The organism is Shinella sp. CPCC 101442 (assembly GCF_024704725.1).
In the GTDB taxonomy this organism is placed as follows: Bacteria; Pseudomonadota; Alphaproteobacteria; order Rhizobiales; family Rhizobiaceae; genus Shinella.
The window spans coordinates 32,000-56,518 of record NZ_JALIQS010000013.1; the positions used below are offsets into that span (position 1 = coordinate 32,000).

18 protein-coding genes are annotated in these 24,519 nt (G+C 65.3%); 5 read left to right on the forward strand and 13 right to left on the reverse strand.

Annotation, left to right across the window (positions count from 1 at the left end; translation table 11 throughout):
• Nucleotides 1-4 precede the first annotated feature (4 nt).
• The 3 genes from MUO32_RS27345 to MUO32_RS27355 form a co-directional block, all read right to left on the reverse strand.
• Complete coding sequence (locus tag MUO32_RS27345; RefSeq protein ID WP_257951532.1) at nt 5-2,722, reverse strand: response regulator; 2,718 nt, start codon at nt 2,720-2,722, stop codon at nt 5-7.
• The gene (locus MUO32_RS27350) at nt 2,719-3,492 is read right to left on the reverse strand and encodes a DUF3365 domain-containing protein (protein WP_257951533.1); all 774 of its coding nucleotides are present in this window, start codon (nt 3,490-3,492) and stop codon (nt 2,719-2,721) included. Before MUO32_RS27350 ends, MUO32_RS27345 begins: the two co-directional genes overlap by 4 nt.
• 132 nt (nt 3,493-3,624) lie before the next feature.
• On the reverse strand, nt 3,625-4,551 hold the full coding sequence (locus tag MUO32_RS27355; protein WP_257951534.1) for a PP2C family protein-serine/threonine phosphatase: 927 nt from the start codon (nt 4,549-4,551) through the stop codon (nt 3,625-3,627).
• Between the two features lie 187 nt (nt 4,552-4,738).
• Here MUO32_RS27355 and MUO32_RS27360 point away from each other — a divergent pair, with 187 nt between their 5' ends.
• Genes MUO32_RS27360 through MUO32_RS27380 form a run of 5 tightly spaced genes read left to right on the forward strand, consistent with a single transcriptional unit; the run spans nt 4,739 to nt 9,711 of the window.
• On the forward strand, nt 4,739-5,257 hold the full coding sequence (locus tag MUO32_RS27360; protein ID WP_257951535.1) for a ubiquinone biosynthesis methyltransferase UbiE: 519 nt from the start codon (nt 4,739-4,741) through the stop codon (nt 5,255-5,257).
• Complete coding sequence (locus tag MUO32_RS27365) at nt 5,254-6,432, forward strand: class I SAM-dependent methyltransferase (RefSeq protein WP_257951536.1); 1,179 nt, start codon at nt 5,254-5,256, stop codon at nt 6,430-6,432. The genes MUO32_RS27360 and MUO32_RS27365 overlap by 4 nt, the downstream gene beginning before the upstream one ends.
• A complete protein-coding gene (locus MUO32_RS27370; protein ID WP_257951537.1) occupies nt 6,429-8,789 on the forward strand; it encodes a SpoIIE family protein phosphatase in 2,361 nt (786 codons plus the stop codon). The genes MUO32_RS27365 and MUO32_RS27370 overlap by 4 nt, the downstream gene beginning before the upstream one ends.
• Before the next feature lie 4 nt (nt 8,790-8,793).
• Nucleotides 8,794-9,342: an ATP-binding protein gene (locus MUO32_RS27375; protein WP_257951538.1), complete on the forward strand. Its 549-nt coding sequence runs from the start codon at nt 8,794-8,796 to the stop codon at nt 9,340-9,342.
• A gap of 30 nt (nt 9,343-9,372) precedes the next feature.
• A complete protein-coding gene (locus MUO32_RS27380) occupies nt 9,373-9,711 on the forward strand; it encodes a hypothetical protein (RefSeq protein ID WP_257951539.1) in 339 nt (112 codons plus the stop codon).
• On the opposite strand, the gene MUO32_RS27385 is transcribed toward MUO32_RS27380, so the two are convergent.
• From MUO32_RS27385 to MUO32_RS27430, 10 genes are all read right to left on the reverse strand, one after another.
• Nucleotides 9,701-10,444 carry a protein kinase gene (locus MUO32_RS27385; protein ID WP_257951540.1) on the reverse strand — a complete coding sequence of 248 codons (744 nt, stop codon included), beginning with the start codon at nt 10,442-10,444 and terminating at the stop codon, nt 9,701-9,703. The genes MUO32_RS27380 and MUO32_RS27385 overlap by 11 nt on opposite strands.
• A gap of 2 nt (nt 10,445-10,446) precedes the next feature.
• Nucleotides 10,447-11,985 carry a class I SAM-dependent methyltransferase gene (locus MUO32_RS27390; RefSeq protein ID WP_257951542.1) on the reverse strand — a complete coding sequence of 513 codons (1,539 nt, stop codon included), beginning with the start codon at nt 11,983-11,985 and terminating at the stop codon, nt 10,447-10,449.
• 11 nt (nt 11,986-11,996) lie between these two features.
• Nucleotides 11,997-13,088: a type VI secretion system baseplate subunit TssG gene (tssG, locus tag MUO32_RS27395; RefSeq protein WP_257951543.1), complete on the reverse strand. Its 1,092-nt coding sequence runs from the start codon at nt 13,086-13,088 to the stop codon at nt 11,997-11,999.
• On the reverse strand, nt 13,052-14,887 hold the full coding sequence (gene tssF, locus MUO32_RS27400) for a type VI secretion system baseplate subunit TssF (protein WP_257951544.1): 1,836 nt from the start codon (nt 14,885-14,887) through the stop codon (nt 13,052-13,054). Before tssF ends, tssG begins: the two co-directional genes overlap by 37 nt.
• Nucleotides 14,888-14,989: 102 nt before the next feature.
• Complete coding sequence (gene tssM / locus MUO32_RS27405) at nt 14,990-18,508, reverse strand: type VI secretion system membrane subunit TssM (protein WP_257951545.1); 3,519 nt, start codon at nt 18,506-18,508, stop codon at nt 14,990-14,992.
• The gene (locus MUO32_RS27410) at nt 18,505-20,292 is read right to left on the reverse strand and encodes a type VI secretion protein IcmF/TssM N-terminal domain-containing protein (RefSeq protein ID WP_257951546.1); all 1,788 of its coding nucleotides are present in this window, start codon (nt 20,290-20,292) and stop codon (nt 18,505-18,507) included. The genes tssM and MUO32_RS27410 overlap by 4 nt, the downstream gene beginning before the upstream one ends.
• Complete coding sequence (gene icmH / locus MUO32_RS27415; RefSeq protein ID WP_257951547.1) at nt 20,289-21,758, reverse strand: type IVB secretion system protein IcmH/DotU; 1,470 nt, start codon at nt 21,756-21,758, stop codon at nt 20,289-20,291. The genes MUO32_RS27410 and icmH overlap by 4 nt, the downstream gene beginning before the upstream one ends.
• Nucleotides 21,759-21,768: 10 nt before the next feature.
• Nucleotides 21,769-23,100, reverse strand: coding sequence for a type VI secretion system baseplate subunit TssK (gene tssK, locus MUO32_RS27420; protein ID WP_257951548.1), 1,332 nt, complete (start codon nt 23,098-23,100; stop codon nt 21,769-21,771).
• Nucleotides 23,101-23,166: 66 nt separating this feature from the next.
• Nucleotides 23,167-23,724, reverse strand: a complete 558-nt coding sequence (gene tssJ / locus MUO32_RS27425; RefSeq protein ID WP_257951549.1) for a type VI secretion system lipoprotein TssJ — start codon at nt 23,722-23,724, stop codon at nt 23,167-23,169.
• Complete coding sequence (locus tag MUO32_RS27430) at nt 23,721-24,479, reverse strand: FHA domain-containing protein (RefSeq protein ID WP_257951550.1); 759 nt, start codon at nt 24,477-24,479, stop codon at nt 23,721-23,723. The genes tssJ and MUO32_RS27430 overlap by 4 nt, the downstream gene beginning before the upstream one ends.
• Nucleotides 24,480-24,519 lie beyond the last annotated feature (40 nt).

A 24,519-nucleotide genomic window follows, 5' to 3' on the forward strand; every position in this document is an offset into this window, starting at 1 on the left:
GACATCAGGTCCCGCTGGCGTTCGGCAAACGCGTGAAAAGCACGTCGCGCAGCGCCTGCGTCAGCTCGACATGCGCGCCGCCCTTGCCGATGATCTGCGTGGCACGCGCGCTCAAAAGCTCGCGCTCCGCATTGGAAAGGTGTTTTGCCGTGACCACGAGCACCGGTACGGCGTTCCATTCCGCCCGCTCGCGAAGCGCCGCAAGAAATTCGAAACCGTTCATCTCCGGCATTTGCAGGTCGAGCAGGATGGCAATGGGCGGCGGGTTTTCGGCAAGCCAGGCCATGCCCTGGCGGCCGTTTTCCGTCAGGGCGATATTGCGGCCAAGCCGTTCCACGGTGCGCTGCATGAGGAGGCGCGTCGCCGCATCGTCCTCGACGACAAGCACGGTGCCGTCCTCGCGGCCACCGGTGAGGCGCGCAATGAAGTCGCTGAGTTCGCCGCGATCGACCGGTTTCGCGAGCATGGCCGCTGCGCCGAGCGTAAAGCCGAGCGCCTTCTCGTTGCTGATGCTGACGATGACGACAGGTATGGCCGACAGGTTGGGATCGGATTTCAGCGCGACCAGCACCGACCAGCCGTCCATCTGCGGCATGAGGATATCGAGCGTGATGGCGGCGGGGCGATGCTTGCGCGCCATCTCCAGCGCCTGCTCGCCACCGCCTGCATAAAGTACGCGATAACCCTCGCGTTTCAGATGCGAGCCGATGATGTTCATCGAGGCCTCGTCGTCGTCGACGACGAGCACGGAGGTCCGATCGACCTGATCCGCTTTTGCCGGCGCGGCGCCCTCCTCCGTCGTCCCGGCGGGCGCGGCAACTTCATCCGGATCAGGCAGCGTGAAGATGAAGCGCGAGCCCTCGCCCGGCCGGCTTTCCACGGTAAGGTCGCCGCCGAGCATCAGCGCAAAGCTGCGACTGATGGCAAGGCCAAGGCCCGTGCCGCCGAATTTGCGGGAGGTCGAGCTGTCGGCCTGCGAGAAGGCCTGGAAAAGCCGGCCGAGCTGTTCCTCGTTCATGCCGATGCCGGTATCCGCGACGGTTAGAACCAGCCGCCTTTCGACGCCAGTACCCTGCCGCGCAACGGCGAGCGTGACCGTTCCCTTGTCGGTGAACTTGCAGGCATTGGAGAGGAGGTTGAGCAGCGCCTGCTTGACCTTGGTGACGTCGGTCTCGATCGAGCCGATATCCTCGGGGCACTCCACCACGAAACTGTTGCCGTTCTTGGCGGCAAGCGGCCGGATCAGCGCCGCGACGTCGCTCACCAGCGCGGAGATGCCGAAACGCTCCCTGTAGACCTCCATGCGGCCGGCCTCGATCTTCGAGAGGTCGAGAATGCCGTTGATAAGGCCGAGCAGGTGGTTGCCGGCGCTCTCGATCTTCTTGAGGTCAGGCAGGAAGTCGCCCTGGCCGGTGTCTTCCGCATCCTCCTGCAAGATTTGCGCATAGCCGATGATGGCGTTGAGCGGCGTGCGCAGTTCGTGGCTCATATTGGCGAGGAATTCGGACTTCACCTGCGTGGCGCGCTGCGCCTCGTCGCGGGCAAGCTCCAGCTCCTCCTGCCGGCGGCGCAGTTCCGTGATATCGACATAGACGATGGTGAAGCCACCCTCGTGGGTGGGCCGCTCGCTGATCTGCATCCAGCGGCCATCCCGGAAGGGCACGACGCGGGTGGCGCTGTGGTCATGCGCGGCAAGCCGTACAGCAACCCACTCGTCGAAGGGCTGTTCGAGTGCGACGATCTCGCGTCCGCCCGCCTCGATGACATCGCGGAACATCGACGTGCCGGGCACGAAGGTCTCGTGGATCGGATGCATATCGCGAAAGCGCTGGTTGGTGATAATCAATCGCTCATCCGGGCCATAGAGCGCAAAGCCCTCCGCGATGCTCTCGATGGCGTCCCCCATCGTCTTGCGCTGGTTTTCCGCTTCGCGCGTCAGGCGCTCCCGCTCCCGCTGGCCCTCTTTCAGCAGTTGCAGCGCCTCGCTCACCCGGCCAAGCTCATCCGCGCCGGCCGGCGGCACGACGACATTCGTATCGCCCTTCGTCAGCCCCCGCACGGCCGTGACGATCTCCCCGAGCGGCTTCAGGATGGATCCGAGGATGACGACCGTCAGGACCGTACCGATGATGACGGCGGCAATCGACAGCAGGGAGGCGACATTGGCGGCCCGCTCGAACTGCAGGAGGATGTTTGCCCGCGCTGCCGCCGCCTGCCGGCCGAGATCGGCCTGGAGCGCGGCGAGCTGGTCTTCGACGCCGATGCCGTAGCGCCGCGCCTCGGCGAAATGCGTGTTGCCAATCACGCGCTGGTCGTCCGTATAGGCCTCGACCGCCTGGTTGGCGAGATCGTCGAACCGCTCGACCTCCGCGCGGATCGCCGCGGCCTCCGTCGGGCGATGTTCGGCAAGCGTGTCGAGCCGTTCGCGAAGCCGCGTGCGCGCCTCCGCGGCGCGGGTCTCGGCAAGCGTCAGCAGACTGACCGAGAGGTCGGCCTGCCAATAGCGCAGGCTGTTGAAGTCGGCGCGCACCTCATGGGCAACGGCGATGATTTGGGCGATGCGGTTCGCCTCGTCTTCCGAGCGCAGCGCCTCGGAAAGCTCGCCGCGGGTGAAGAGGCTGCTGCCGATGGTGGCAACCAGCAACACCGCCGCAAGCAGAATGAGCCGCACGCGGATCGGCAGGCGCCGCAGCGAGAGGCCCGAACCCGGCGCAGCCGTCATTGCGGGATCAGCCCGATGCTGATGACGCCGCCGAGATCGCCCTCATGCGCGCCTTCCTTGGGATAGCCGGTGATATCCAGTTCACCGGCCGGGTCGCCGTGACAGGTAAGACAGGAGGGCGCGTAATATTCGGGCACCATGACGCGCGCCCGTCGCCGGCCGTCCTCCTCGACCGTCGCCGAATAGATCTGGCCCTTCGGCCAGTCGGCAGCCTCGAGATAGTCGCGGATCGCCGCGGCCTCGAAGGCGTCCGGCCGGGCCTTGCGGTTGCGGATCAGCACGGGCGGCGCGGTGAACTTCATGCTGGCTTCCGCACCGATACGGGCCTCGAAAGCCTCATTGACCAGGCGGGTGAAAGTGGCGGGAATGAAACCCTTGAAGCCCTTGCCCTTGGTATTGATCGTCGCCTGGTTGGCGTCCATCACCTCGACCACGGCATCCATCTGCGCCTTGAGCAACCGCCCTTCATAGGATGTCGGATCGACCGTGCGGGGATCCCGTCCCGTCGCCTTCCGGTAGTTGGCGATGGCCTCTTCCAGCACGACGGCGCCCGAAAGCCCCTTGTCGCCGATATCGGGATCGTTGATCCGCGCCTGGTTGACGGAAACGACCGCACGCGCCGATTGCAGCATCGTCGCGACGCTGCGCGCGATGGCAAGGTCGGCCGGACCGGCCTCTTCGGCAGCAACAGCACCTGCGAGCAGGGGAAAAACCAGGATTGCGGCAAAGCCGCTTTTCACGAACGGGATGATGGCCGCCTCCCTCGTCACAGACTGCAAACCGGCAGTACGATGTGGGAAACATAACGCAATTCCACTGCCCGGCAATCGACAATTCGGGCCAGGCGCATCGCGCGGCGGCACGCAAACACAATTGCGTGAACCGCCATCACAAAACATGTGTCAGAAGCGGATTTCCAACAACGAGAAGTCGTCCGGCAAAGGTCCGGCGGCGTTGAAGGAGCGGACCCATTCGTGAATATCCTGCGGGCGGCTGCCGTGCGTCTCGGCCTGCTCGGCCAGCGCATCGACGCTCAGCATCGCATCGCCGGGCCCGTTCACCTCGAAGGTGCCGTCGCTGATGACGAGCAGCCGGTCGCCGGGCGCGACATGGGTCACGCTGCTGTCATAGTCCATCTCCGACAGCGCGCCGATCGCAACGCCGCCGACGGTGATCAGCATTTCGTGGCCGGCACCGTCGGCGCGCAGCAGGATCGACGGCGGGTGACCGCCGGTGGCAAAGCGCAATTCGCCGGTGCTCTTCTGGTAGACGCCATACCAGATGGTGAAGAACATATTGTTCTGCTTTTCCATCGGGAACGTGTCGTTGAGCGCCTTCAGCACGGTCGAGGGATCGCGGAAATCGGCATTGGACAAAGCCGAGGCCCTGAGCACGTTGATGACGGTGACGGAGAGCAGGGCCGCGCCGACCCCGTGACCGCAGACATCCAGCAGGTATATGGCGAAATGGTCGTCGTCGATCCAGTGATAGCCGAACGAATCCCCGCCGAGTTCCGTCGAGGGCACGAGCAGCCAGTCGGTTGCCGGGCTGGCCGCGCGCTTGTCCGGCAGGATGGAGAAAACGTAGCGGCCGGCATCGTTCAATTCCGCGTCCAGACGCGCCTGCGTGCTCTCCAGCAGCAGGTTCTGCTCGGCCAGCTGGTCTTCCACCGCCTCGCCATGCTCGATCATCGCTTCGTAGAGCAGTTTCAGATCGTCGTACTCGGCTTGCAGTTGCGCGAAATCGATGCGTAATTGGGCGACATCGGCGGCCTCGCCGCTTTCGCTGAATCCTGAAGAAGCAAGGCTTGGGTTTGACGAATCTTTCATGATTGTATGGAAAGGTTCCGGCTGGAGTTCGAAGGGGACGGCGCAACCACCGATATCATATCGCGTAGGCCGGCCTCGCTGGCCGCCTCCGCGCTTGTGCCGGCACTTCGGACATTACATAGTCTATTCGCGAAAGATAGAGCGTGCGACAGCACGCCCGTTTGCGGGATCATAAGGCAGGGGGCCAATGGATCTGGGGGCAGCACCGATGGGAGCCGGCGACTATGCCGAGCTTCTCGAATTCGACATGGACATGGACGGCTTTGCCTCCAACTGGGCGTATTGCGACCGGGTGTCGACCTATTTCGCGCGCATGATCAGCCACAACCGCAGCGACTCGCTGCTGTATTCCAACCTGTTCTCCTCCGCGCTCAACGAATTGCTGGAAACCGTGTACCGGCTGCACGCGCCGTCGGGGCGTTTCGCCTGTTCGGTCGCCCGCAAGGGCGCAAGCGAGCGCGTCACGCTTACCGTGCCGGTCGACGCACAGACGGCTGAGTTTTATCGCAGCGCCGTGAAAGTGCTCAACGAGGGCGACGTCGCCTCCCGCTATCACAGCGCACTCTTCACCGACGGCCCGCTTCAACCCAATATCGGCCTCCTGGAACTCGCCGTCGACTATGCCGCGCGCTTTTCCATCGAGCCGACCGACGCAAACGCCATCCGCCTCATCGCGGATCTCAAGCTGGAGGAATCCGACACATGATCGCCGACACGCTTGTCCAGACCTACAAGGTTTCCTTCGACGACAACAATCAGGAATTCGCGCTTTCCGGCTCGATGCGCCCCGAACGCGGTGCCGAAATGGAGGCCTGTATCCGCCTTCTGGAAACCTCGATCGCCTCGATCAGAGGCACGTTCTACATCAATGTGAAGCGCCTGGTGCGGCTCAACAACGTCGCCTTCCATGCCCTTGCGGGCGCGCTCCTGAAGGCGGCCGACGAGCGGCCGGACGTCAAGATCTCGATCATCACCTCAAGCGTCATCGGCTGGTCGACCAAGAAATTCGGCACGTTGACCGCCAAGAACCCGCGCATCGTCGTCGAGGAATATGACAGCGAGTTCTATCCCGGCCAGTCCTTCCTGGAGGAAGGCGGCTTCGTGCCGGTGCTGCGCACGCAAACCAAGCTGACCTGGAAACATGAGCGCTCTCTCCTGCCGCGCCACGGCCTCACGCCCGGCGTGACGATGGCCGATATCTGCTGCGGCATCGGCGATTTCGCCGTTCTCGTCGCCAAGGAATTCGCCCCCTCGCGTATCGTCGCGCTCGACCATTCGAAGTCGAGCCTCGCCTATGCAAGGCAGGTCGCCAGCGAGTTCGACATCGGCGGCATCGAATATATCTATGGCGACGCCGCCGAGATGCTGCTGGAGGACGGCCAGTTCGACTTCGTCTCCTGCCGCCACGCGTTGCAGATCTTCAACAAACCGGAAATGATCGTCAACGAACTGGTGCGCATCTGCAAGCCGGGCGGCCGGGTCTATGTCTCCAACGAGAAGATTTCCCAGTGCCTCGGCGAGCCGCGCGGCCCCTCCATCCAATGGACCTACGAGCAGCTTTCCAAGCTCTTCGCGGATTTCGACATGGATCTCGAATTCGGCCCGAAGAGCTATCAGGCCCTGCAGAAGGCTGGCCTCGAGGACATCCGCATCGAAAGCTTCATGGTAACCAACCGTGACGGCGACGCGCAGGCCTTTGCCGACATGGTCATGGCCTGGGAAGAAATGTTTGCCGGCGGCATGTGCGAGAAGCGCGGCGACGATGCCGCCTTCGTCGAAAAATTCCGCCGCGGCTTCGAGGACCACATCGCCGCAGCGCTGCATCCCGGCGGCTATGCCGGATGGCCGGTCTGGGTGGCGTCAGGGCGCAAGCCCCTATGAGCGACGCTGCGGAATCCATTCCCTCGCGCTGGGGTTTCTCGCTGACCTCGTTCCGCGCGAAGTTCGTTCTGGTCGTCGGCGGCGCCGTGCTGGTGGATCTGCTTGTCGCCGGCGGCATTGCCCTGTGGAACGTCAACCGCCTCTCCACCAATGCGATGGACGAAGTCGGGCGCGGCCTTGAAAAGGCGAATATCGAATATCTCCAGAACTACATCGAGACGACGGTCGAGCGCACCGACCTGCTGCTCGAACGGTATCATTCGGAAGTGACCGGTCTTGCCGGGTCGATGCAGACCCTGATGGACAATCCCTCGCTCTACGACAAGCTCGGCGATCAGCTGCAGGGCGATGGCAAGCTGACGACCCCGCTCACCTACAACCAGGCCGGAAACTGGTGGCAGAACCAGCCGGGCGAAGCCTCCGCCGTCACCGTCTGGGGCTACCTGCTCGACGAGAACAAGCAGCCGACGCCCGAGGCCATGAAGACCGTGCGTGACAGCGCCGCCTTCAACCTTTTCGGCCCGAGTTTCCTTTCCGCCGGCCCGCCGAAGCTTCAGATGTATTACATCGGCCCGCGCGAGAACCCGATCCTGCGCTCGACGCCCTATAACGACCAGGGTTCCGTCTTCGACCAGGTCTATCCCGGGCACAACCAGACGAACTGGTGGGACTTCTATTTCCCCGGCCTCTACGAGACGTGGCAGTCCTGGCTCGCCAACCCGGCCGAGCGCCCGGTCGACAGCCCGATCACGATGCTCTCGCCCTATCTTGACGGCATCACGGGCAAGATCATCGTCAGTTTCTTCCAGCCACTGATGACCCCCGACCGCAAGGACCTCAACGGCATCGTCGGCGTGGACCTGACGCTCGACCAGCTCGCTGATATCGTCAAGAGCGTGAAGATCGCCGAGACGGGCTTCGCCTTCCTCACCATGTCGAACGGCAACGTGCTGGCCGTGACGGAACAGGGTGAGAAGACGCTCGGCGTCAAGATCAACAACGAGGCGGGCTTCGACCGCCGGCTGGCGCACAGCAGCCAGCCGGCGCTTGCAGCACTTGCCATGCCCTCCGACAAGGAGACCGTGCTCAGCACGCTGACGCTGAAGGAGAACGGCGAGGACGTGCCCTATGTCGTGCTCATGAAGCAGCTCGACGCGGAAAACCTCTATACCGGCAAGGTGCCCGTCACCCGCGAGGTCATGTCGCTCGGCTTCATGGTGCCCGAGCGCGAGATTTATGCCGCGCTGATTGCCGCAAAGCAGGGCATTTCCGACGAAACACGCCAGGTCGTGAGCTGGCAGATCGGCACCGTCATCCTGTCGCTGCTCGTCGTCCTCTCGGCGGTCTTCGCGATTTCCGGCCGCATCACGGCTGGCCTGAGGGCCCTGGCGGATGCAGCGCAACGCTTGCAGAACAAGGACTATTCCGTGCGCGTGGCCATCCCCGCCCGCGACGAAGTGGCCGCCGTGGGTGTCGCCTTCAACCGCATGGCGGAGGAGATCAGCTACCACACGGAAAACCTCGAAAATCTGGTGACCGAGCGCACGCGTGCGCTCGAAACCGCCAACGAGGAAATCAACGGGTTGAACGCCAAGCTGAAGAGCGAGAACCTTCGCCTCGGCGCCGAACTCGACGTCGCCCGGCACATCCAGATGATGGTTTTGCCCCGGCGCGACGAACTCGACGAGATCAAGGGCATCGACGTGTCCGGCTACATGGAGCCGGCCGACGAGGTGGGCGGCGACTATTTCGACGTGCTGCATGACGAGGGGCGCATGAAGGTCGGCATCGGCGACGTCACCGGCCATGGCCTCGAAAGCGGCGTTCTCATGCTGATGGTGCAGTCGGTCGCCCGCGCGCTGCAGGAGCAGGGCGACGAAAACCCGCGCGAATTCCTCGAAGTGCTCAACCGCGCCGTCTTCAAGAACATCCAGCGCACCAAGACGGACAAGCACCTCTCGCTCGCCTTCCTCGACTACCAGGACCGCAAGATGACGCTGTCCGGCCAGCACGAGGAAGTGCTCGTGCTGCGCGACAACGACGAGGTCGAGCGCATCGACACGGTCGATCTCGGCTTCCCCATCGGTCTCGAAAGCGACATCGGCCCCTTCGTCGATACGCATGAGTTCCCCTTCGATTCCGGCGACGTCATCGTGCTGCATACCGACGGCGTCACCGAGGCCGAGAGCCCGGCGGGCGAACTCTTCGGCTTCGACCGGCTATGCGAAAGCGCCAAGCGTCACCGCCGGAAGGACGCCGATGCGATCAAGGACGGCATTATCTCCGACCTGATGGCGCATATCGGCACGCAAAAAATCCACGACGACATCACGCTCGTCGTCATGAAGCACAGGTAACGCGATGGAAGCCACATTCGGACAGGTGGACCTCACCAACGGCGCAGGCGCGCTGAAAAACCGCATCCGTCTCGCCGACGGACCGCTCGAGCTCGCCTGGCAGCATTGCGGCGTGACGTCGGAATTCCTCGGCGATTTCTTTGCACTGAGGCGCGCGGCGGAGGGCGGCGATTATAACGAAGCGCGCCACAGCATCGGCTATCTCACCAACGAGCTGCTCGAAAACGCGGTAAAATTCCGCCGCGGCGCGGATATCACGCTGGAGGCATCGCTGGAGGGCAACTCGTTCGAGATCCGCATCAGCAATGTCATCACCAGCGAGACCGCAGGCCGCTTCCAGGCGCTGCTGGCCGAACTGACGACACGCGATCCGGGCGAACTTCTGATCGAACGGATCGAACAGAATGCCGAGAACATGGAATCGAGCGGTTCGGGCCTTGGCCTGCTCACGTTAATGAGCGACTATGGCGCCCGTCTCGGCTGGCATTTTCAGCCCACGGCAGGTACGGACGTCCTGCGCCTCGACACCTATGCCGCGCTCGACATCGTCTGAGCGGACATCACCGGGAGTTTATTGCAGAAAATGGAAATCAAGACGAACGAATATCGGGTCTGGAGCGAGGGAGCGACGATCCACTACGAAGGCACGATGCGCCTTTCCGGCACGGAAGCCTATGCGCCGATCCTCGACCTGATGCAGCAGGTGCTGAACGACAAGCCGGAAACCATCACGCTCGACCTTTCGAGCCTGGAATTCCTGAACAGCTCCGGCATCAACCTGCTCGCCAAGTTCACCATCGACGTGCGCAAGCAGCCGGGCATCGGCCTCATGGTCAAGGGCAGCACGCAGATCCCGTGGCAGTCGAAGTCACTGCCGAACCTGAAGAAGCTGCACCCTGCGGTCAATCTGGTCATCGCCTGACGGCCAGGAGCCGTGAAAAATCGGCGGCGGCGGGACGACCCGCCGCAGGCCCCAGCCCTGCCTCGAGCAGGCCGGCCAGGGCGGTGTCGTTCCGTTCGAGCGCCGCATATGCCCTGACGGCCGGCGGTTCTCCCGCCCTCCTGAGCCGCAGCACCGTGTCCGCCTCGCCCGCATAGGGCTTTTCCCCCGTCAGCAGGAACAGGCCAAGCGCCGAAAAGGACCAGATGTCGGCCGCAGACCCGACGGGTCCGCCAAGAAGCTGCTCCGGCGCCATCCATGCCGGGCTGCCGGACAGTTCCGCCTGCTGAAGGTCGTCGTCGGGCGTGCCGGCGATGCCGAAATCGATAAGAACAGGCGCCTCGCCCCGAAACAGCACATGCGCCGGCTTGATGTCGCGATGGACGATTCCGCGCGCGTGAATGAAGGCGAGCGCATCGGCAAGCGGCGCGAGAATGGCCCGCACCGCTGCCGAACTGTGACGCTGGGCTTCGGGAAGCCCGACCTCCAGCGCCTCGAAGGCGATCCAGTCCTTACCCTCGGCAACGAGCCGCGGCAGGGCGGGATGTCGCAAGAGACGTGCGAAACGGCGTTCCCGCTCGAAACGCCTGACAGCGATGATGTCGCCCGTGCCGGCGAGGCGCTTGACGACGACCGGTTCACCGAGCGCCGCGCGATAGACCAGCACCGGGCCGCTTCCCCGCAAGACCTCGCCGACGTCAGGCGCGCCAGCCATGATCAGATCGCGCCGACCCGCCGCCACATCGGCAGGGCGATGGTCAGGATGAGATCGACATTCTCCCTGATGACGGCAAGGACTTCCGCCTCGTCCTCGATGGGCACACCTTCGTTGCGCAACTTGTCGCCGCGCACCTCCAGCAGCGTCCGGATGGCCTTCGTGACGGCATCCGCCTCCGGCTCGATACCGTCGAGCAGCACTTCATAGGCCAGCATTTCGAAGAGACGCACCGTGATACCGGAGCCGAGCCCGGCGGCAGCGAGCGCACAGACGGACCGTCCCTCGTCGGCGCAGATGGCAAGATGGGCGCGGTTGTAACGGCGCACCCCCGCGACCGCCTCCTCGCTCACGGCGTTCGGCAGCGCCATCGCCTGGCGCGAGCCGATCAGCATGCCCAGAACCTCGCGTTCCGTGGCACTGGAGCCATCCGCCTCCGGCAGGCTGCGTAATGCACCGATCGTCATCGGCTTTTCGGCGAGCGCCCGCAGTGCCGGGCCGTAGAAGCCCTCGTTCAGCGTCGCCTCGCCGACCGGCACTTTCACCGAAAGATTGATCGCCGACGGCGGAACGACGAGGCAGAGGTTTCGCGCCGCCAGCCGCTTTTCCAGCCGCCGCGCGGCGATGGGCCGTGGGCCGCGCATATAGATGTCGCGGCGAAAACTGCGGGCGAGGAAATAGTCCCGCGCCGTTTCCGCATAGGCTGCGGGCAAACTCTCGACCAGACGACGCTGCGCGTCGGTCATGGAGAGGTCCGGATAGTTTTCGAAGAGATTGGCCGTCGCCACGAAGGAGAGTTTTGCATCCGCGAGGTCCCCGGCCACATCCACCTGATAACAGGGCGACCAATGGGCGTTGAGATATTCGTGGCTGAGATAGGCGGTGCCCCCGCCGCGCTCCTTGTCGAGCTTGTCCAGCATTTCCACCGGGATCATGTCGGCCCCGGCATCCGTGAAGGCGCGGGCGATATCGAGCGCACTCATGACGCGCCGGTCGCTGCGGCCGGTGTCGAGCGAGGCGGCAAGGTACAGCAACCGCTGCATCGGCATCGACGGCGTCCAGCGCGGCAGGGCGTTGTAGGTCACGTAGAACAGACCGCCGGGCTTCAGGTGCTTCGCGGCGAAAGCGACGATGTGGCGGCGGTTTTCCAGGCTCACCCAGCTCCAGACACCATGCGCCGCGATATAGTCGAACATCGGCAGATCGCCGGATGTTCCACCCGCAAGCTCTTCGAAGGAAGCCTCCTCCAGCCGGATGTTGGCGATAGTGCCCGCCTTCGCCAGCGCGCGGCCCCGCGCAATATGCGCCGGATTGAAATCGAAGCCCCAGACATTCGCCCGCGGATTGGCCGCAGCGATCGTCAGCGCCGTTTCGCCAACGCCACAGCCGAGCTCGCAATAGGCGAAGGGCTCGCCCTCACCGACCGGCGGCTCCACACCGCGCAGGAGGCAGGCGACATCGAGATGGGCAGGCGTCTGCTCGGCATAGAAGCCGGGCAGATATTCGATGTCGGAGACGTAGCCTTGCGTCCAGTCGTTCATGATAGATCCTGTCAGGTGAGATGCGGCGGCGGACGGAAGGTGACGGTGGCGGGCACCCTGCGCGGGCGCGCCGGCTGGAGCCAGGTGTTCCAGCCGAGACGGCTGGACTGTGGCGCCTCACGGCTGCCGCCGAGCCGAAGGACGGGCACCTGCTCGGATTTCAACTCCAGGCGGATGTTGAACATCTTGTCGGCGCCGAGCGCACTTGCGGCAAGGTCCGTGAGGATCCTCGAGCGGCGGCCATCCGGCAACAGCGAGCGGAAATCGGGGTAATCCAGCGCCTCGACGTGCAGCGTGACGGCGGACTGGATATCGAAGGTTTTCACGCCGACGACGGCGTCGTCACCGAGCCGGGCGAAGGCACCGTGCGGCTGGGCGCGATCCGGCAGGCGCGTGCGGTCGGAAGGGGCGATCGGATACCATTCGCCGGCAAACTGCTCGACGCGCAGCGTGTGGCCGAGCGCGCCCGACAGTGCCCTTTCGATGGCGACCGCCGAGCGGCCCTGCCGCCCCAAAAGCCCACCGAAGAAGACAAAGGTGTGGTCGCCGGCCTCGGTGCGGTTCGCCATGGCCGGCAGGCCGAAGCCGACGATGGATTTCAGCGCGTGGTCGATGGTGGCGGGCATACCGACCTGTGCTGCCCGCTCACGCTCGATGACCGGCCGATACTTGGCCCAGGCGTTGAACAGCAAGCCGGAGAGCCGGTTGTTGAAGACGTCGAAGAATTCGCGCAGGGCGAAGTTGCGCTCGCGCACGCTCATCTGCACCAGCTCGCTCAAGGCATGCGGCAACACACCCGAGGGGCCGGTGAGGCCGACCAGCGTCTGCGTCATCTCGACGGGCCCGCCGCCACGCGGCCGGCGCACGGAGAGCACTTCCGCCGAGGCGAAACCGAGCGGCACCGAAGAGCGGATTTTCAGCGCAGCGCGCTCTGGATCGACGCCCTGCCCGACCGGATCGACCGGCGGATGCGAAAGGTCACGCCCCTCCCCGGCGCCAAGCGCCTCCAGGAGCCGGACCATCTGGAACAGCTCGAAATCCTGCGGCGCATCGAAGGCCCGCGAGATCAGAGAAGAATGCGATCGCCTGCCCGTGCCGGCCATGTCTTCAGCTTTCCGCTTCGCCCCCGAACCAGGGCGGTGAGCCGCGAGAATGAATTGACGCTCGCATAGAGGCCGAGGAAGCGCTCGATTATGCTTGCCATGAGAAACACGCCGTTGCCGGAGAAATTGCTCTCCTCGAAGGTCATCGTGACATCCACGCCGCGGCAGAAGGCGCTCTGGCCGAAACTCCTGACCCGCGCCGTGCCGCTCTGCGACGACAAGGCCGTGATGCCGTCGATCAGGGCCCGCGTTTCCGCCGAGTTGCGGAAATCGTAAAGCAGCAGGATTTCCTTGAGCGCCTCCACCCCGCCGTCGGAGACGAGAGAGAGATGGTTGAGCGCGAGATGCGAGATGAGCCGCCAGCGCCCGCCCTGGCCATAGTGCGGCCGGATCGTCGCGGTCGGCACGGTCAGGAGCCGCATCGCCTTCATCATCGGCACCGGCTCGACCATGCGCAAGTGCGGCTGACCGCCGCCGAAGGGCAGCCGCTCCGGCCGGTTGCGATTGAGGCAGAGCGTTTCGACCGAGAGCACGTCGTCGGAAAGGCCCTTCGGATTGAATTCAGGGTCGGAGAGCGACAGGAACACCTCGCTGCCGGGGTTCTCCTCCTCAGCCGGGCGGCGATGCGAGAGCCACCAGACGGCCGACTTCTCCTCGCCCCGCGCCTCGTTCGCATCAACGCCGTGGCGGATGCCGTAGAACGGCGACAACAGCCGCTCGTCGCCATCGGCCGTCACGGTGGAGACGCCCTCGATGCCATAGACCTCCAGCGCATGCAGCCGGCGGCTGTCCGGCACGACGCGGTATTCGGTGACGGTCTGGTCGAGCTTGACCGGTTCGGCCGTCTGCGGGAAGAGGTTGACGATCGGCGTGCAGCCGAGCGCGAAGGCCGCCGCCGTCAGCGAGCGCTCCAGCGTCGGCGCGGCGCGGTTGAGATAGAGGAAGACATCGAGCGTGCGCCCCTTGCCGGCGAGTTTTGCGGCATCGGGAAACTCCAGGTCGACGAACAGGAATTTTTCCGGAAAAGCAAAATATTCCGTAAGCAGCCGGTAGGCGGGGTGCGAGGCCTGCGGATAGGGCAGCAGGTTCTCCTCCGCCCCGAAACCGCCCGGCGACAGCACGGAAGCATCGAGCACCGCCGGATTGCGGTCGTTCGCCCCTTCGGCAAAGGCGACGGCCACCACGTCGTTCAACAGCAGTTCATAGAGCGGATAGACGAGCTGCGGCTGGCCGCGCAGGAAGAAGCGCAGCCGCCCCGGATTGTAGCTCGCAAAGGTCAGGTCCTCGCCAGCCATCTCCAGCGTCAGACGCAAGCAGCCCGCCGCATTGTGCGCCTGCGGCGTTTCGGGCGCGGTGATGGGGCGGCCGGTCAATGTCGCCGCGCGCACGGTGACCGGATGCAGCGTGACATCGAAGGCGGTGGAGAAGCGGCAGCGCTCGCCATCGACCGGCTCGGTGTCGATGAGCGTGCCGGACGGCACGTGATGGGGTTCGGCAAGCTCGTCCTTCGGATCGAGCTGCAGGATCGACATCGAGGGAATCGGCCGGTCGAAATGCGGATAGAGGATGCCGAGCATGGCATTGGTCAGCTCGGGAAAATCGTCATCCATCTTCTGCCGCACGCGGGCGGTGAGATAGGCGAAGGCCTCGATCAGCCGGCCGACATGCGGGTCCTCGATGGCATCTTCGGAAAGTCGAAGCCGGCCTGCGATACGCGGGTTCTCCGCCGCAAAGGCCGCCGCCGCCCGGCGGATGCTGAGCAGTTCACGGTTGTAGTGGACGAGCAGATCATCCGACATGGGCCGGCCGTTTCCCTCTCAAAAGCCGCCTTGCCGATTCGAACCGGGCGTGCCGCGACGGTTTCATGGACATCCGCGTCCTGTCAACAAAACGAGGCCCTCTCATAGCAGCGCCGGGCAGGTGAACGGCGAGAGCACGTCGCGGGCGAAGGGGTTGCGCGTGGCGGGCGCGATGAGGCGCATCAGGACCGCGCGCTTGCCGAGGCGGAACTGGTAGGTGACGACGTCGGTCGGGTTCTTCTCGATCTTCCTGCCCTGGTCGAACAGCCGGAAGAGCGCCCAGGCGCCCTGCTCCGTCAGGATGTTCCGCTGGCCTTCCATCTCCGGCGTCATGGACATGGCGACGCCGGCCACGAGATTTTCCGGCGGCCAGAGATATTGCGTGCCGGCCGGCGGGCCATGCGTATAGCTCGCCACCTTGCCGCCGATATCGATGAGGAAGGCACGCGCCGTCGGATCGAGCTTGCCGACCTCGACGGTGAAATCGACATTCGGCTTTTCCTGTCCGGCGAAGAAAATCGTCGTGATGTCGTCGGCCTTCTCGAAGGCGGCCAAAACCTCGTCCGAAAAACCAAGCCCGAATTGCTGGCCGGTCTTCCAGCGCCAGGGCTTCGTGGTCCGGTCGATATAGGGTTTCAGATAGGTATCGCGGAAACCGGCAATCGCGCCCTGCGGACCGAGCAGGCGGGAAAAATCGTCAAGCGAGGCGTCGTTGATGCTTTCCGGATCGAAGGGATAACGCCCGCCCGTCGTTGCGGTGCAGAGCGGCAGCACGGTCGAGTTCCAGATCTCCACCAGGCGCGCGCGCGAACTGCCGCCAGTGATCGCGCCGGCCTGGGCGAGAATACGGGCGAAGAATGGCTGGAGGCTCGGTGGCAGTTTGCCGTTGCGGTCGGTCAACTGGGCAAGCAGCGTCTGCGGCTCGGCACCGAGTTCCAGCACGTCGCCGCCGGCCGCGACGTGGTTCAGCTGGCGGTAGAGCGGTTCGAGTGCGGCCAGCATGTCGTCGAGCGGCGCCTGCTGGCCTTCCGCCGCCGGCACGACGGCCAGGCGGAAAGCCTTGAAATGACTGGTGACGGACTGCGGCACATTGACGACGCGGCGCGGCGCACGCACGGTCTTCGTGACCTGCGACAGCCGCTCGGCGGCAAGCGTTTCGATGGCGTCCGCGGCACTCGTCGAAAGATCCTGCAGATCGACTTCGGCGGCAACGGCGACGAGCAGCTCCTTGGCCGGCGACGGATTGCCGGCAACGATGGCGACGGCATCCGCGAGACGGCGCGGGTCCGTATCGCCGGCAATGCCGAGATCGGCGAGCAGGCTGTCCCAGCGGCTCATGTAGGTGACGCGGTAGAGATCGGCGAGGCCATCGCGGATGCGGCCCTCTTCCCGCTCGCGGTCGAGCGCCGTGTCGGGCCGCCCCATCACCCAGAGATCGTCGGCGAGCGTATTGGCGGCCTCGCCCGAGGCACGCATCATCACGCCGACGCCGGCCTTGGTATAGATGCCTTCGATGCCGTCGAAGAAGCTTGCGCCGCTGACACGCGCCAGCGCCTCGGGGCCGGCAAGCCCCATGTGATCAACCGGCCGCCAGGGCGCCATCGCCTTCACCTCGGGAAGATCGAGCGCGAGATCGTAGGCGAGCCGGGCAAGGCTGTAGTTGGTGATTTCCGCGCGCGCCTTTTCGACAAGCGCCGGGTCCGCGTCAGGGGTCGAAAACGAGATCGAGGCGAGCTCGGAGAAATGCGCGGCAAGGCGGCGGTCGACAGCCTCGCTGCGGTCATAGAGCATCCAGTTGGCCGCGAAATCCGGGCCGAGCAGCGCCGCCGTCTCGCGACCCGCAGGGCGCTCACCCGTCAGCATCAGGTAGAATTTCAGCTGGGTGAACCGCAGCGCGGCTGGCGTCGCGGGGTTGGAAAGCCCCTGCCGCAGATATTGCCAGACGAAGGGGAAAAAGAGGTTCGCCAGCGCCTTGTCATAGGCCTTGCGCGCCTCCGACTGCACCGGCCCGGGACTGTAGAGGCCGAAGGTCGCGCCACGCGGCTCTGCTGCGGTGATGGCCGCCAGCCGGTCGAGCACGGTCAGGACGGGCTCGAAGCGCATGGAGAGCGCACCACCGGGCACCGCTTCGGCGATCTCGCCGCGCGCCGTCGTCGTCTGGTCCTTGATGCCGGAGACATAGCTGCGCCCGTCGCTGAAACCGAACCACCAGAAGACAAGCAGGGCGAAGGCCGCAACGCCGAGCACGATGTTGATCGCAAGGTCCTTCATCCGCGCCGCGACGAGCGCCGGTCGCGTCAGGCCGCCAAGGTCGGCCTCGGGCAGGATGACCTTGCGAAATAAGCCATAGAGGAAGAAGGGCCGCACCCGCCGCATGCCAGGATCGGGCATCAGCGACAGCGTGGCGGGCGAGCGACCGAACAACGGGGCAAGCGAGCCGGCCAGCGCATCGACATTGTCGCCCGTCTGCCGGCAGGACACGAAGAAGACGCCGCGCAGGTTCGTGGCGGTGCCGAAGCGGTGCAGCGTGGCGAGCTGTTGCACGAAGGGTTGGATGCGTTCGCGCAACAGCGCGAACTGCGCCGGAAATTCGAAGGCGCGACGACGGCGCAGTTCGTCCGGCTCCTCCTGCAGGCAGACGAACTGGCGCTGCATGATCCGCTCGGTCAGCCCGGCAAAACCCCGGTCGAGCGCTTCCGACGGTCCGCGCGCATCGCCGCCGATATCGGGCGCGATCGGCAGGCCGAAGGCGGCGGCGCGCTCCTCGGTCGTCAGATCCTCGAACAGTTCCTCGAAACCGACGATCCGGTCGAGCTTGGTGACGACGATATAGACGGGCGCATTGGCGCGCAGGCGCTGCACCGCCTCGTCGAGCCGCTGGCGGATGGATGTGGCATAGGCCACGGCCTGCTCCGGCAGCATGGCAAGCAGTTCGTCGATGCTGACCGTGACGATGATGCCGTTGACCGGCTGGCGGGAGCGCAGGCCCCTTATGTGCTGGAGCGCTTCGAACCAGAGCTGGCGCGCCTGCGGTTCCTCGCTGGCGGTCAGCCGGCCGGCGAACTCGATCAGCAGGGCCTGGTCGCTGATGTGGAAGCGGGCGGAGGGCGCTTCCACCGCACCATCGCCGTCGAACGGCAGCGCCAGGCCGCTCGCGCGCACCAGCGACGTCTTTCCGGCGCCGTCCGTGCCGAGCAGCATGTACCAGGGCAGCGCATAACGCGCGCTGACGAAGAGATCGCCATGGCCGCGGCGCAGGAGGCCCATGGCCCGGCCGGCGGCTTCGCGAAAGGCGGAAATCTCGGCCTCGGTGGCGACCTTCTCCTTGTCGGTACGGGACGCGGCCTCTTCCTCCTGCTTGCGCAGGGCGGCGATGAGGGCCGCCTCATCGCTGCTGCGCTTGGTGCGGACGAGAAAACCGAGCCCGCCCCACAGAAGAGCAAGCACGAGCAGAAGGGACAGGCGCGAGGCGGCGGAGCCGAGCGGGCGCAGCTCGCCGAAGGCGATCAGCGGGCCGACGAACCAGATGAGCAGCGCCAGGAACAGCACGGCGAGCGTCAGGATGACGCTCGGCCGCCGCAGCGCCCGAAACCCCTTCCTGATCTGCCCGCGCACGCTCACGTCAGACTATCCCGATAGGCTATGCGCCGGCGCGCCGCGTCGACATAGGCCCGGTCGATGGCAAGGCCGCCCGCTTCGCCGATGGCGGCCAGCGCCTCCTCCACGAAACGGTCCTGCCCAGCGGCAATTTTCGCGGCACGTTTTTCAAGCCAGGTCTTCAGCGCCGGCGATGCCGGATCGCCAGCCTTGTCGGCAAGGGCGATCAGCTCGTTGAGGGTGGCCGTATCGTTGGCATCGTCGACGAGATCGGCTTCGAGCCAGGCGGCCATCTCCGGCACGAGCGCATGGACCCGCACCGCGCGTTTGGCATCGGCAATGCCGTTTCGCAGCATGTCGCGCTTGTCGAGCCAGAAGGCGTATGCCGGTACCGGCTTTTCCGCCGCCAGCCGCGCGCCGACGGCATCGAGCCGGTCGAGGGTCGCGAGCATGCGCGGAACGTCGCTGCGCTTGGCGGGGCTGGTGAGCGGCGCCGTCTCGCCGATCACCTCCTGCACCTGGCGGCGCAGGCCAATCTCATGATCGAAGGTCGAAAACAGCGCGTAGCCACCCGCCGCGCACAGGGCAAGAACAGCCGCGAACGGCAACCAGTGCAGCACCGGATGCGAGGAACCCTGCCGCTCCTTCAGCACAAGTCCGGCTTCCGGCAGGATCGCCTTCTTGACGGCGCCGCTGATGAAGTAGCTGCGGTTCAGCTCCTCGTCGACACCAAGGTCGGGCGGCAGCATGCCGCTGCGCGGCATGGCGAAGCGGCGCGACAGTTCCGGCAGCAAGGCATCGATGGAAAGCATTTCCTGCCGTGCGCTGGTCATGAAGATGCCGCGCAGCAGCACGCCCCGCCACGTGCCGTTTCCACCCGGCAACATGGCATCTATCACCGGCATGACTATGCGCTGGATCGCGGCGATCTGCGCGGAAAAGCCGTTTATATGCCCGCAGCGGATCGCGTCGGTCTCCTTGGAGAGCAGTTCGATATGCCGGCGGCGCATGGTCTCGACGATATCGCCGAAGCCGGCGTCGATTTCCGCATGCAGCGCCTCGACGGTTTTGGGCTCCTTCGGGTCGTAGGGCAGGGCAAAACCCCAGGGCTGCGCCTGATCGGCGGGCTCGATGCGCTCGAAAATCTCCTGGAAGCCCGGCACGAGATCCGTGCGCGAGAGCAACACATAGGCCGGTAGCGTCTGGTCGAGCATTTCATCGGCCTGGCGAAACCAGGCGGCCACGGCCTCGGCGGTCATGCGCTGTTCGAGCTGGTCTGCGAGCACGAGATCGGCGGGGCTGACGGCGAACAATATGCCGTTGACCGGCAGCTTCGGCCTGACGGCGCGCAAAAGGCGGAACAGTTCGCCCGCCCCGTCCGAGATCTGCGTCTCGATGAAAACCGCATCCGGCCCGACCCACCAATTGGCGGGGCCGATGGCCTTCGGCATGCCGAGGCGCATTTCCGACCCTTCCAGCAGGCAGGTCTTGCCGCTGCCGGGCGAGCCGACGACGAGGAAGAACGGCACCGAATAGCGTCCGCGCGCACCCTTCAGGCCACGATCGGCAAGGAAGGCGGAAACCTGCCGGCGCAGCTCACGCAGGGCCGGCGTTTCCGGTGTGCCGCCGCGCTTCAGGAAAAAACGAGAAAAGAGCACCGGCACAAGCGCCCAGACCACGACGGGTATGAGCGGCAGGAGCGGGCGGATATCCGGATTCTCGACGAAAGGATGCTGCGCCAGAAACCAGCTCGCGGCCAGAGCAGCCGCAAGTCCGAGAAGCCAGAAGAGCAGCAGCCATGGCCTCATGGGATCTTTTCCGCCGGGATCTGGTATTCGACGCGCCGGTTGCGCGCCCGGTTCTCCTGGCTCGTATTGGGCAAGATCGGATCGTTGGCGCCCCGCCCTTCGAAGGTGATGCGGGCGGGATCGTCGATATGGCGCTGCAGCATCTGCGCGGCCGAGCGGGCACGGGCAAGCGAAATCGCCATGTTGTCGCCAAGCGGGCTGCCCGCGCCGACGGGGATGTTGTCCGTATGGCCGACGACGACGATGGCGCCGTTTTCGCTGTCCAGCGCATCGCCGATCCGCGTGATCAGCGGCTCCTCGCCGAGCGCGAGGTCCGTGCCACCAGACGGGAACGAAGCCTTCAGCATGCGGATCGCAACCTTGTCGCCGATGCCGGCCACCTCGACGCGGTCAGCCGAAATCTCGGCGGCAAGCGCCTCCGACAGGCGCTCGATCTGCGTCTTGCGCACCGGCGGCACCGGATCGGGAATGGTCGGGATGCCGGCGCGCTCGACGAGCATGGGAATGCCGGGCACGAGGGACGCGATCTCGGCGGCGGTCTGCTCCATGCTGGAGCGCAGGCTGATCGAGGAGAAGGCCCAGACGACGGCGAGCAGTGCGAGCAGCACCAACGCTGCGGCCCAGGGTGCCGCCATGCTGCGCGGGGCGCGGTGGGGAGCGGCCGCACTCTGCCAGACCTGCGAGAGATTGCGTTCGTAGGGGCCGCGCACGCGGCGGATGACGCGGTAGAGATCCTGCCGCAGGCGCGCGAACTGCCCCTGCCCGCCATCCATGACGCGGTATTTGCCGTTGAAACCGATGGCAAGGCAGATCGCCATCAGTTCGAGCACGTCGATATTCTGTTCCGGCTGCTGCAGAAGCTGCTGCAGCAGGTCGTAGAACCGCTCGCCGCCCCAGGTCTCGTTATAGAGGATGGAAACGAGGCTCTGGCTCGCCCAGCCGGTCGTCGCGCCCCAGCGCGTGTTGAGGATGATGTCGTCGATGACGGCGCAGAGCGCATAGCGCGAGACGCGCACCAGCCGGTCCGGTATGTCGCGCGCCATGGCGGCGGTCTCGAAATTGCGGATTTCCTCCAGCACGCGGCGGCGGAATTCGGTGATGTCGTCGGGCGCGGCACTTTCGTTCAGCCGTCCGGCAAGCCAGAGCAGCGGCGAAGCGGCACCGACCAGCGGATTGACGGCGGCAAGGTCGAAGGCCTTTTCGATGGCGGGATCGCCGCGGTGTCGCGCGCGCTCGGCGGGCAGCGCATCGAGCCCGAAATCGAGGTCCTGGCGCTCGGAGGCCGCCGGCCGGGCGGCAAAGAAACCGCCGTCATTGGCCATTCCGCCACCGGAAAGACCGCCGGAAAAGGCATTGCCCCCAAGCGTTTCCTGGCCGAAGCCGGCCGTCTGGCGCGGCTGCGCACCGCCCAAGGGTCTCCGGATCGTATCGTCGGCGCCGGGAAGACCGGCGAATGGGTCGTTCACATGCGCCTCCTCAATCCTTCACGGCCCAAAGGTCGAGTTCGAGCGCCGGAAAATCGCCGGCGACATGGATGGCAAGGCCGTTGCCGGCCGCGACCTGTTTCCAGATCGGGCTGGAGCGGTCGAGTTCGAAATAGGCCTTGCCGGTGTGGTAGGGGATCTGGCGCGGGGCGACCGGAAGCGCGCGCAGCATGATGCCCGGCAGCGCCGCATTGACCAGTTCCGTGATCTGCTCGGCCGCGCCGATCTTGATCTGCCCGACGAGCCGGCGCACCAGCGCATCGGCCGGCATATCGGCCTTGGCCGCCAGGATGAAGGAATATTTCCCGTAGATCGAACGGTCCGGCACATCGGCGACACGGATGCCATAGCGGTGCTCGATGAGCGGAATGGTGATGGCGCTCCGCTCCAGCACGGCGCTCAGCGCCTGGCGCACGGCGGCGGTCACCGGCGCGAAGGACAGTTGCAGGCGCTCGTGGTCATAGGTCGGGAAGGGGCGCGGACGGTGGCCGGCGGTGGTGAAGGTGGCAAGCTCGCCGGCAAGGCCGATCATCGCCACGAACAGCCGCTCGGGATGCACGAAGGTGGCGGACGCCATATGGGTGAATACCGGCTGCCAGCGGTTGATCGTCTGGAGCATCATCAGGTCGGTGATTTCGGCGGCCGTGCCGACATTGGTGCCGGCAAGCCGGCCGGCGATAGCCTCGCCGCGATGGTTGAGCAGGCCGACGATCTCGGTGAGCAGGCCCGACAGGATCGGCGAAACGGCGCAGTCCATGGCCGGCGGCACGTAGCTTTCGTCGAGCACCACGGAATTGTCGCTGCGCACCTCGACGATGCGCGCAAGGCCGATGCTGACGAAGCCGCTGCGGTCGCTTGTCTCGAGGCCGTAGCGCAGGCGCAGCTTGCCGACATTAATGGGGGCTGCCGAAAGATCGGAACTGTTGGCGTCGGCGACGTCGATCTCGGCGAGCGTATAGCGCGTCGTCAATTCCGCCTCGGCCTCGGCCACCTCGCGCCCACCCGGCTCCGTCAGCGGCAGGGTGAGGTAGATGACGGCATTGCGGACGTTCTCGTTCAACATCAGCGGGGCAAGACGCACGCCATCGTCAGGGAGCGAAAAGGACGTCCCGTCGGCAAAGACGCCGGCGGCGCGCTCGACGGCGAACTGACCGATGGAGAGGAGTTCGCGGTTGAGGCGCAGTTCCGTCAGGCCCCAGCCATAGGGCACGAGAGCCTTGGTGCGGGCACGCAGCTGGCGCTCGAAATGGCGCGCTTCCTGCTGGAAGTGCTGGGCACGGATAAACATCCCCTCAGACCAGATCACCTTGTCATCGAACGACATCCGTACCCTTCCTTATGCTGGTGACGCGAACCCTGTCCGCACACCGCCTGCCCCCCTCGGCTTGCCTCAATCCTGCGGTCCCAGTTCGACGGACAGCGTCTTCAGATCGACCTTGAGCTTGAACTTCTTGTCACCCTGAAGCCCGACCATCGCACGCCACTTCGCCTCCTCGAAGTTGCGGAACCCGACCACCACGGCAATGATCGTGGTGCCCTCGATCAGGTTCGCTTTCACCCGTTGCACCTCGCCCGGTGCGAAATAGAGTTCCGTCTTGCCGAGCATGGTCGGCCCGAGCGTCTCGGCGTCGGCCTCCCAGAGCTGGCGGAAGCTGGCATTGGCGAATGCCGTCTCGCCGTTCAGCTGGTAGAGTCGCATCACGACCGGTTGCGGCAGGCCGTCAGGCCCCGGATTGATCAACGGCGATGCGACGGCGATCACGTCGAGGCTCGCCGCTGCCGGCGCCGGCTTGATCTCGATCTCCGTCGGCGGCGGTTTCTTCTGTCCGAGACCGCAGCCGGCAAGCGATACCGCGACGACACACAGGCACACCAACACGAAAAGGCGCGAAAAAATCGCGCGCAACCCGTTCAACCCCGATACCGCTGGAGACAATCCAGTCGTCAACCCACCCTCTCCTTGCGAAGAAGGTCACGCAACCGCCCCTCGAACTTTCGTTTTTCGTCTATCGACAAGACCGACATCGCCATTTCAACAGTCCTGGCGAAAACCGCCACATCAAGCCCTTCCGCTTCAGCGACGAGATTCGCCTCTGCAGTAACCGGAGAGGCTACTGCCCCGCCCGTCGCATTGGTATTTTCATTCGAGGCAACGTCCACACCCCCGGAGATATCCACAGGTTTCGCGTCGCCCTGCCACCCCGTTGCTTCAGGCACCCACCAATCCTGTAGGACAGCAACCTTGCCTCGGGCATTCTCCCCCGTCGTTTCCGGCAACGCGGCGGCCTTTTCAGCGCCTTGCGCCGCATCGTCGAAACCGAACGGACCGTCGGCGAAAGGGTCGCCGGCGGGGATGGCCTGCACGCTCGGCGTGCTTTCCACAGGCGGGTCCGTTTCGATGGCGACGGCGATGATCGCGTCGCCAAGGGTCAGCACGTCCCGATCGACAAGCATCTTGCCCGCCTCGCGGCCGAGCGGCACGCCGTTGACCAGAACGCCGTTGGTCGACATGTCCGTGAGGAGGAAACCGCCGGCCTGGCGTTCGATACGGCAATGGCGCTTTGAAACAACGCGCTCGGGATCGGCGAGGACCCAATCGGCTTCGTCGGACCGGCCGATGACAAGGGAGCCCGTCTCGACGGTCCTTTCCCGCACACCGGCCGTCAGGCGCTCCGGCCCCCTGAGTACGAGTCGCAATCGCATGGTCCACCCCCGCTTGCGATCCGCTTCCCCCCGCCGACAC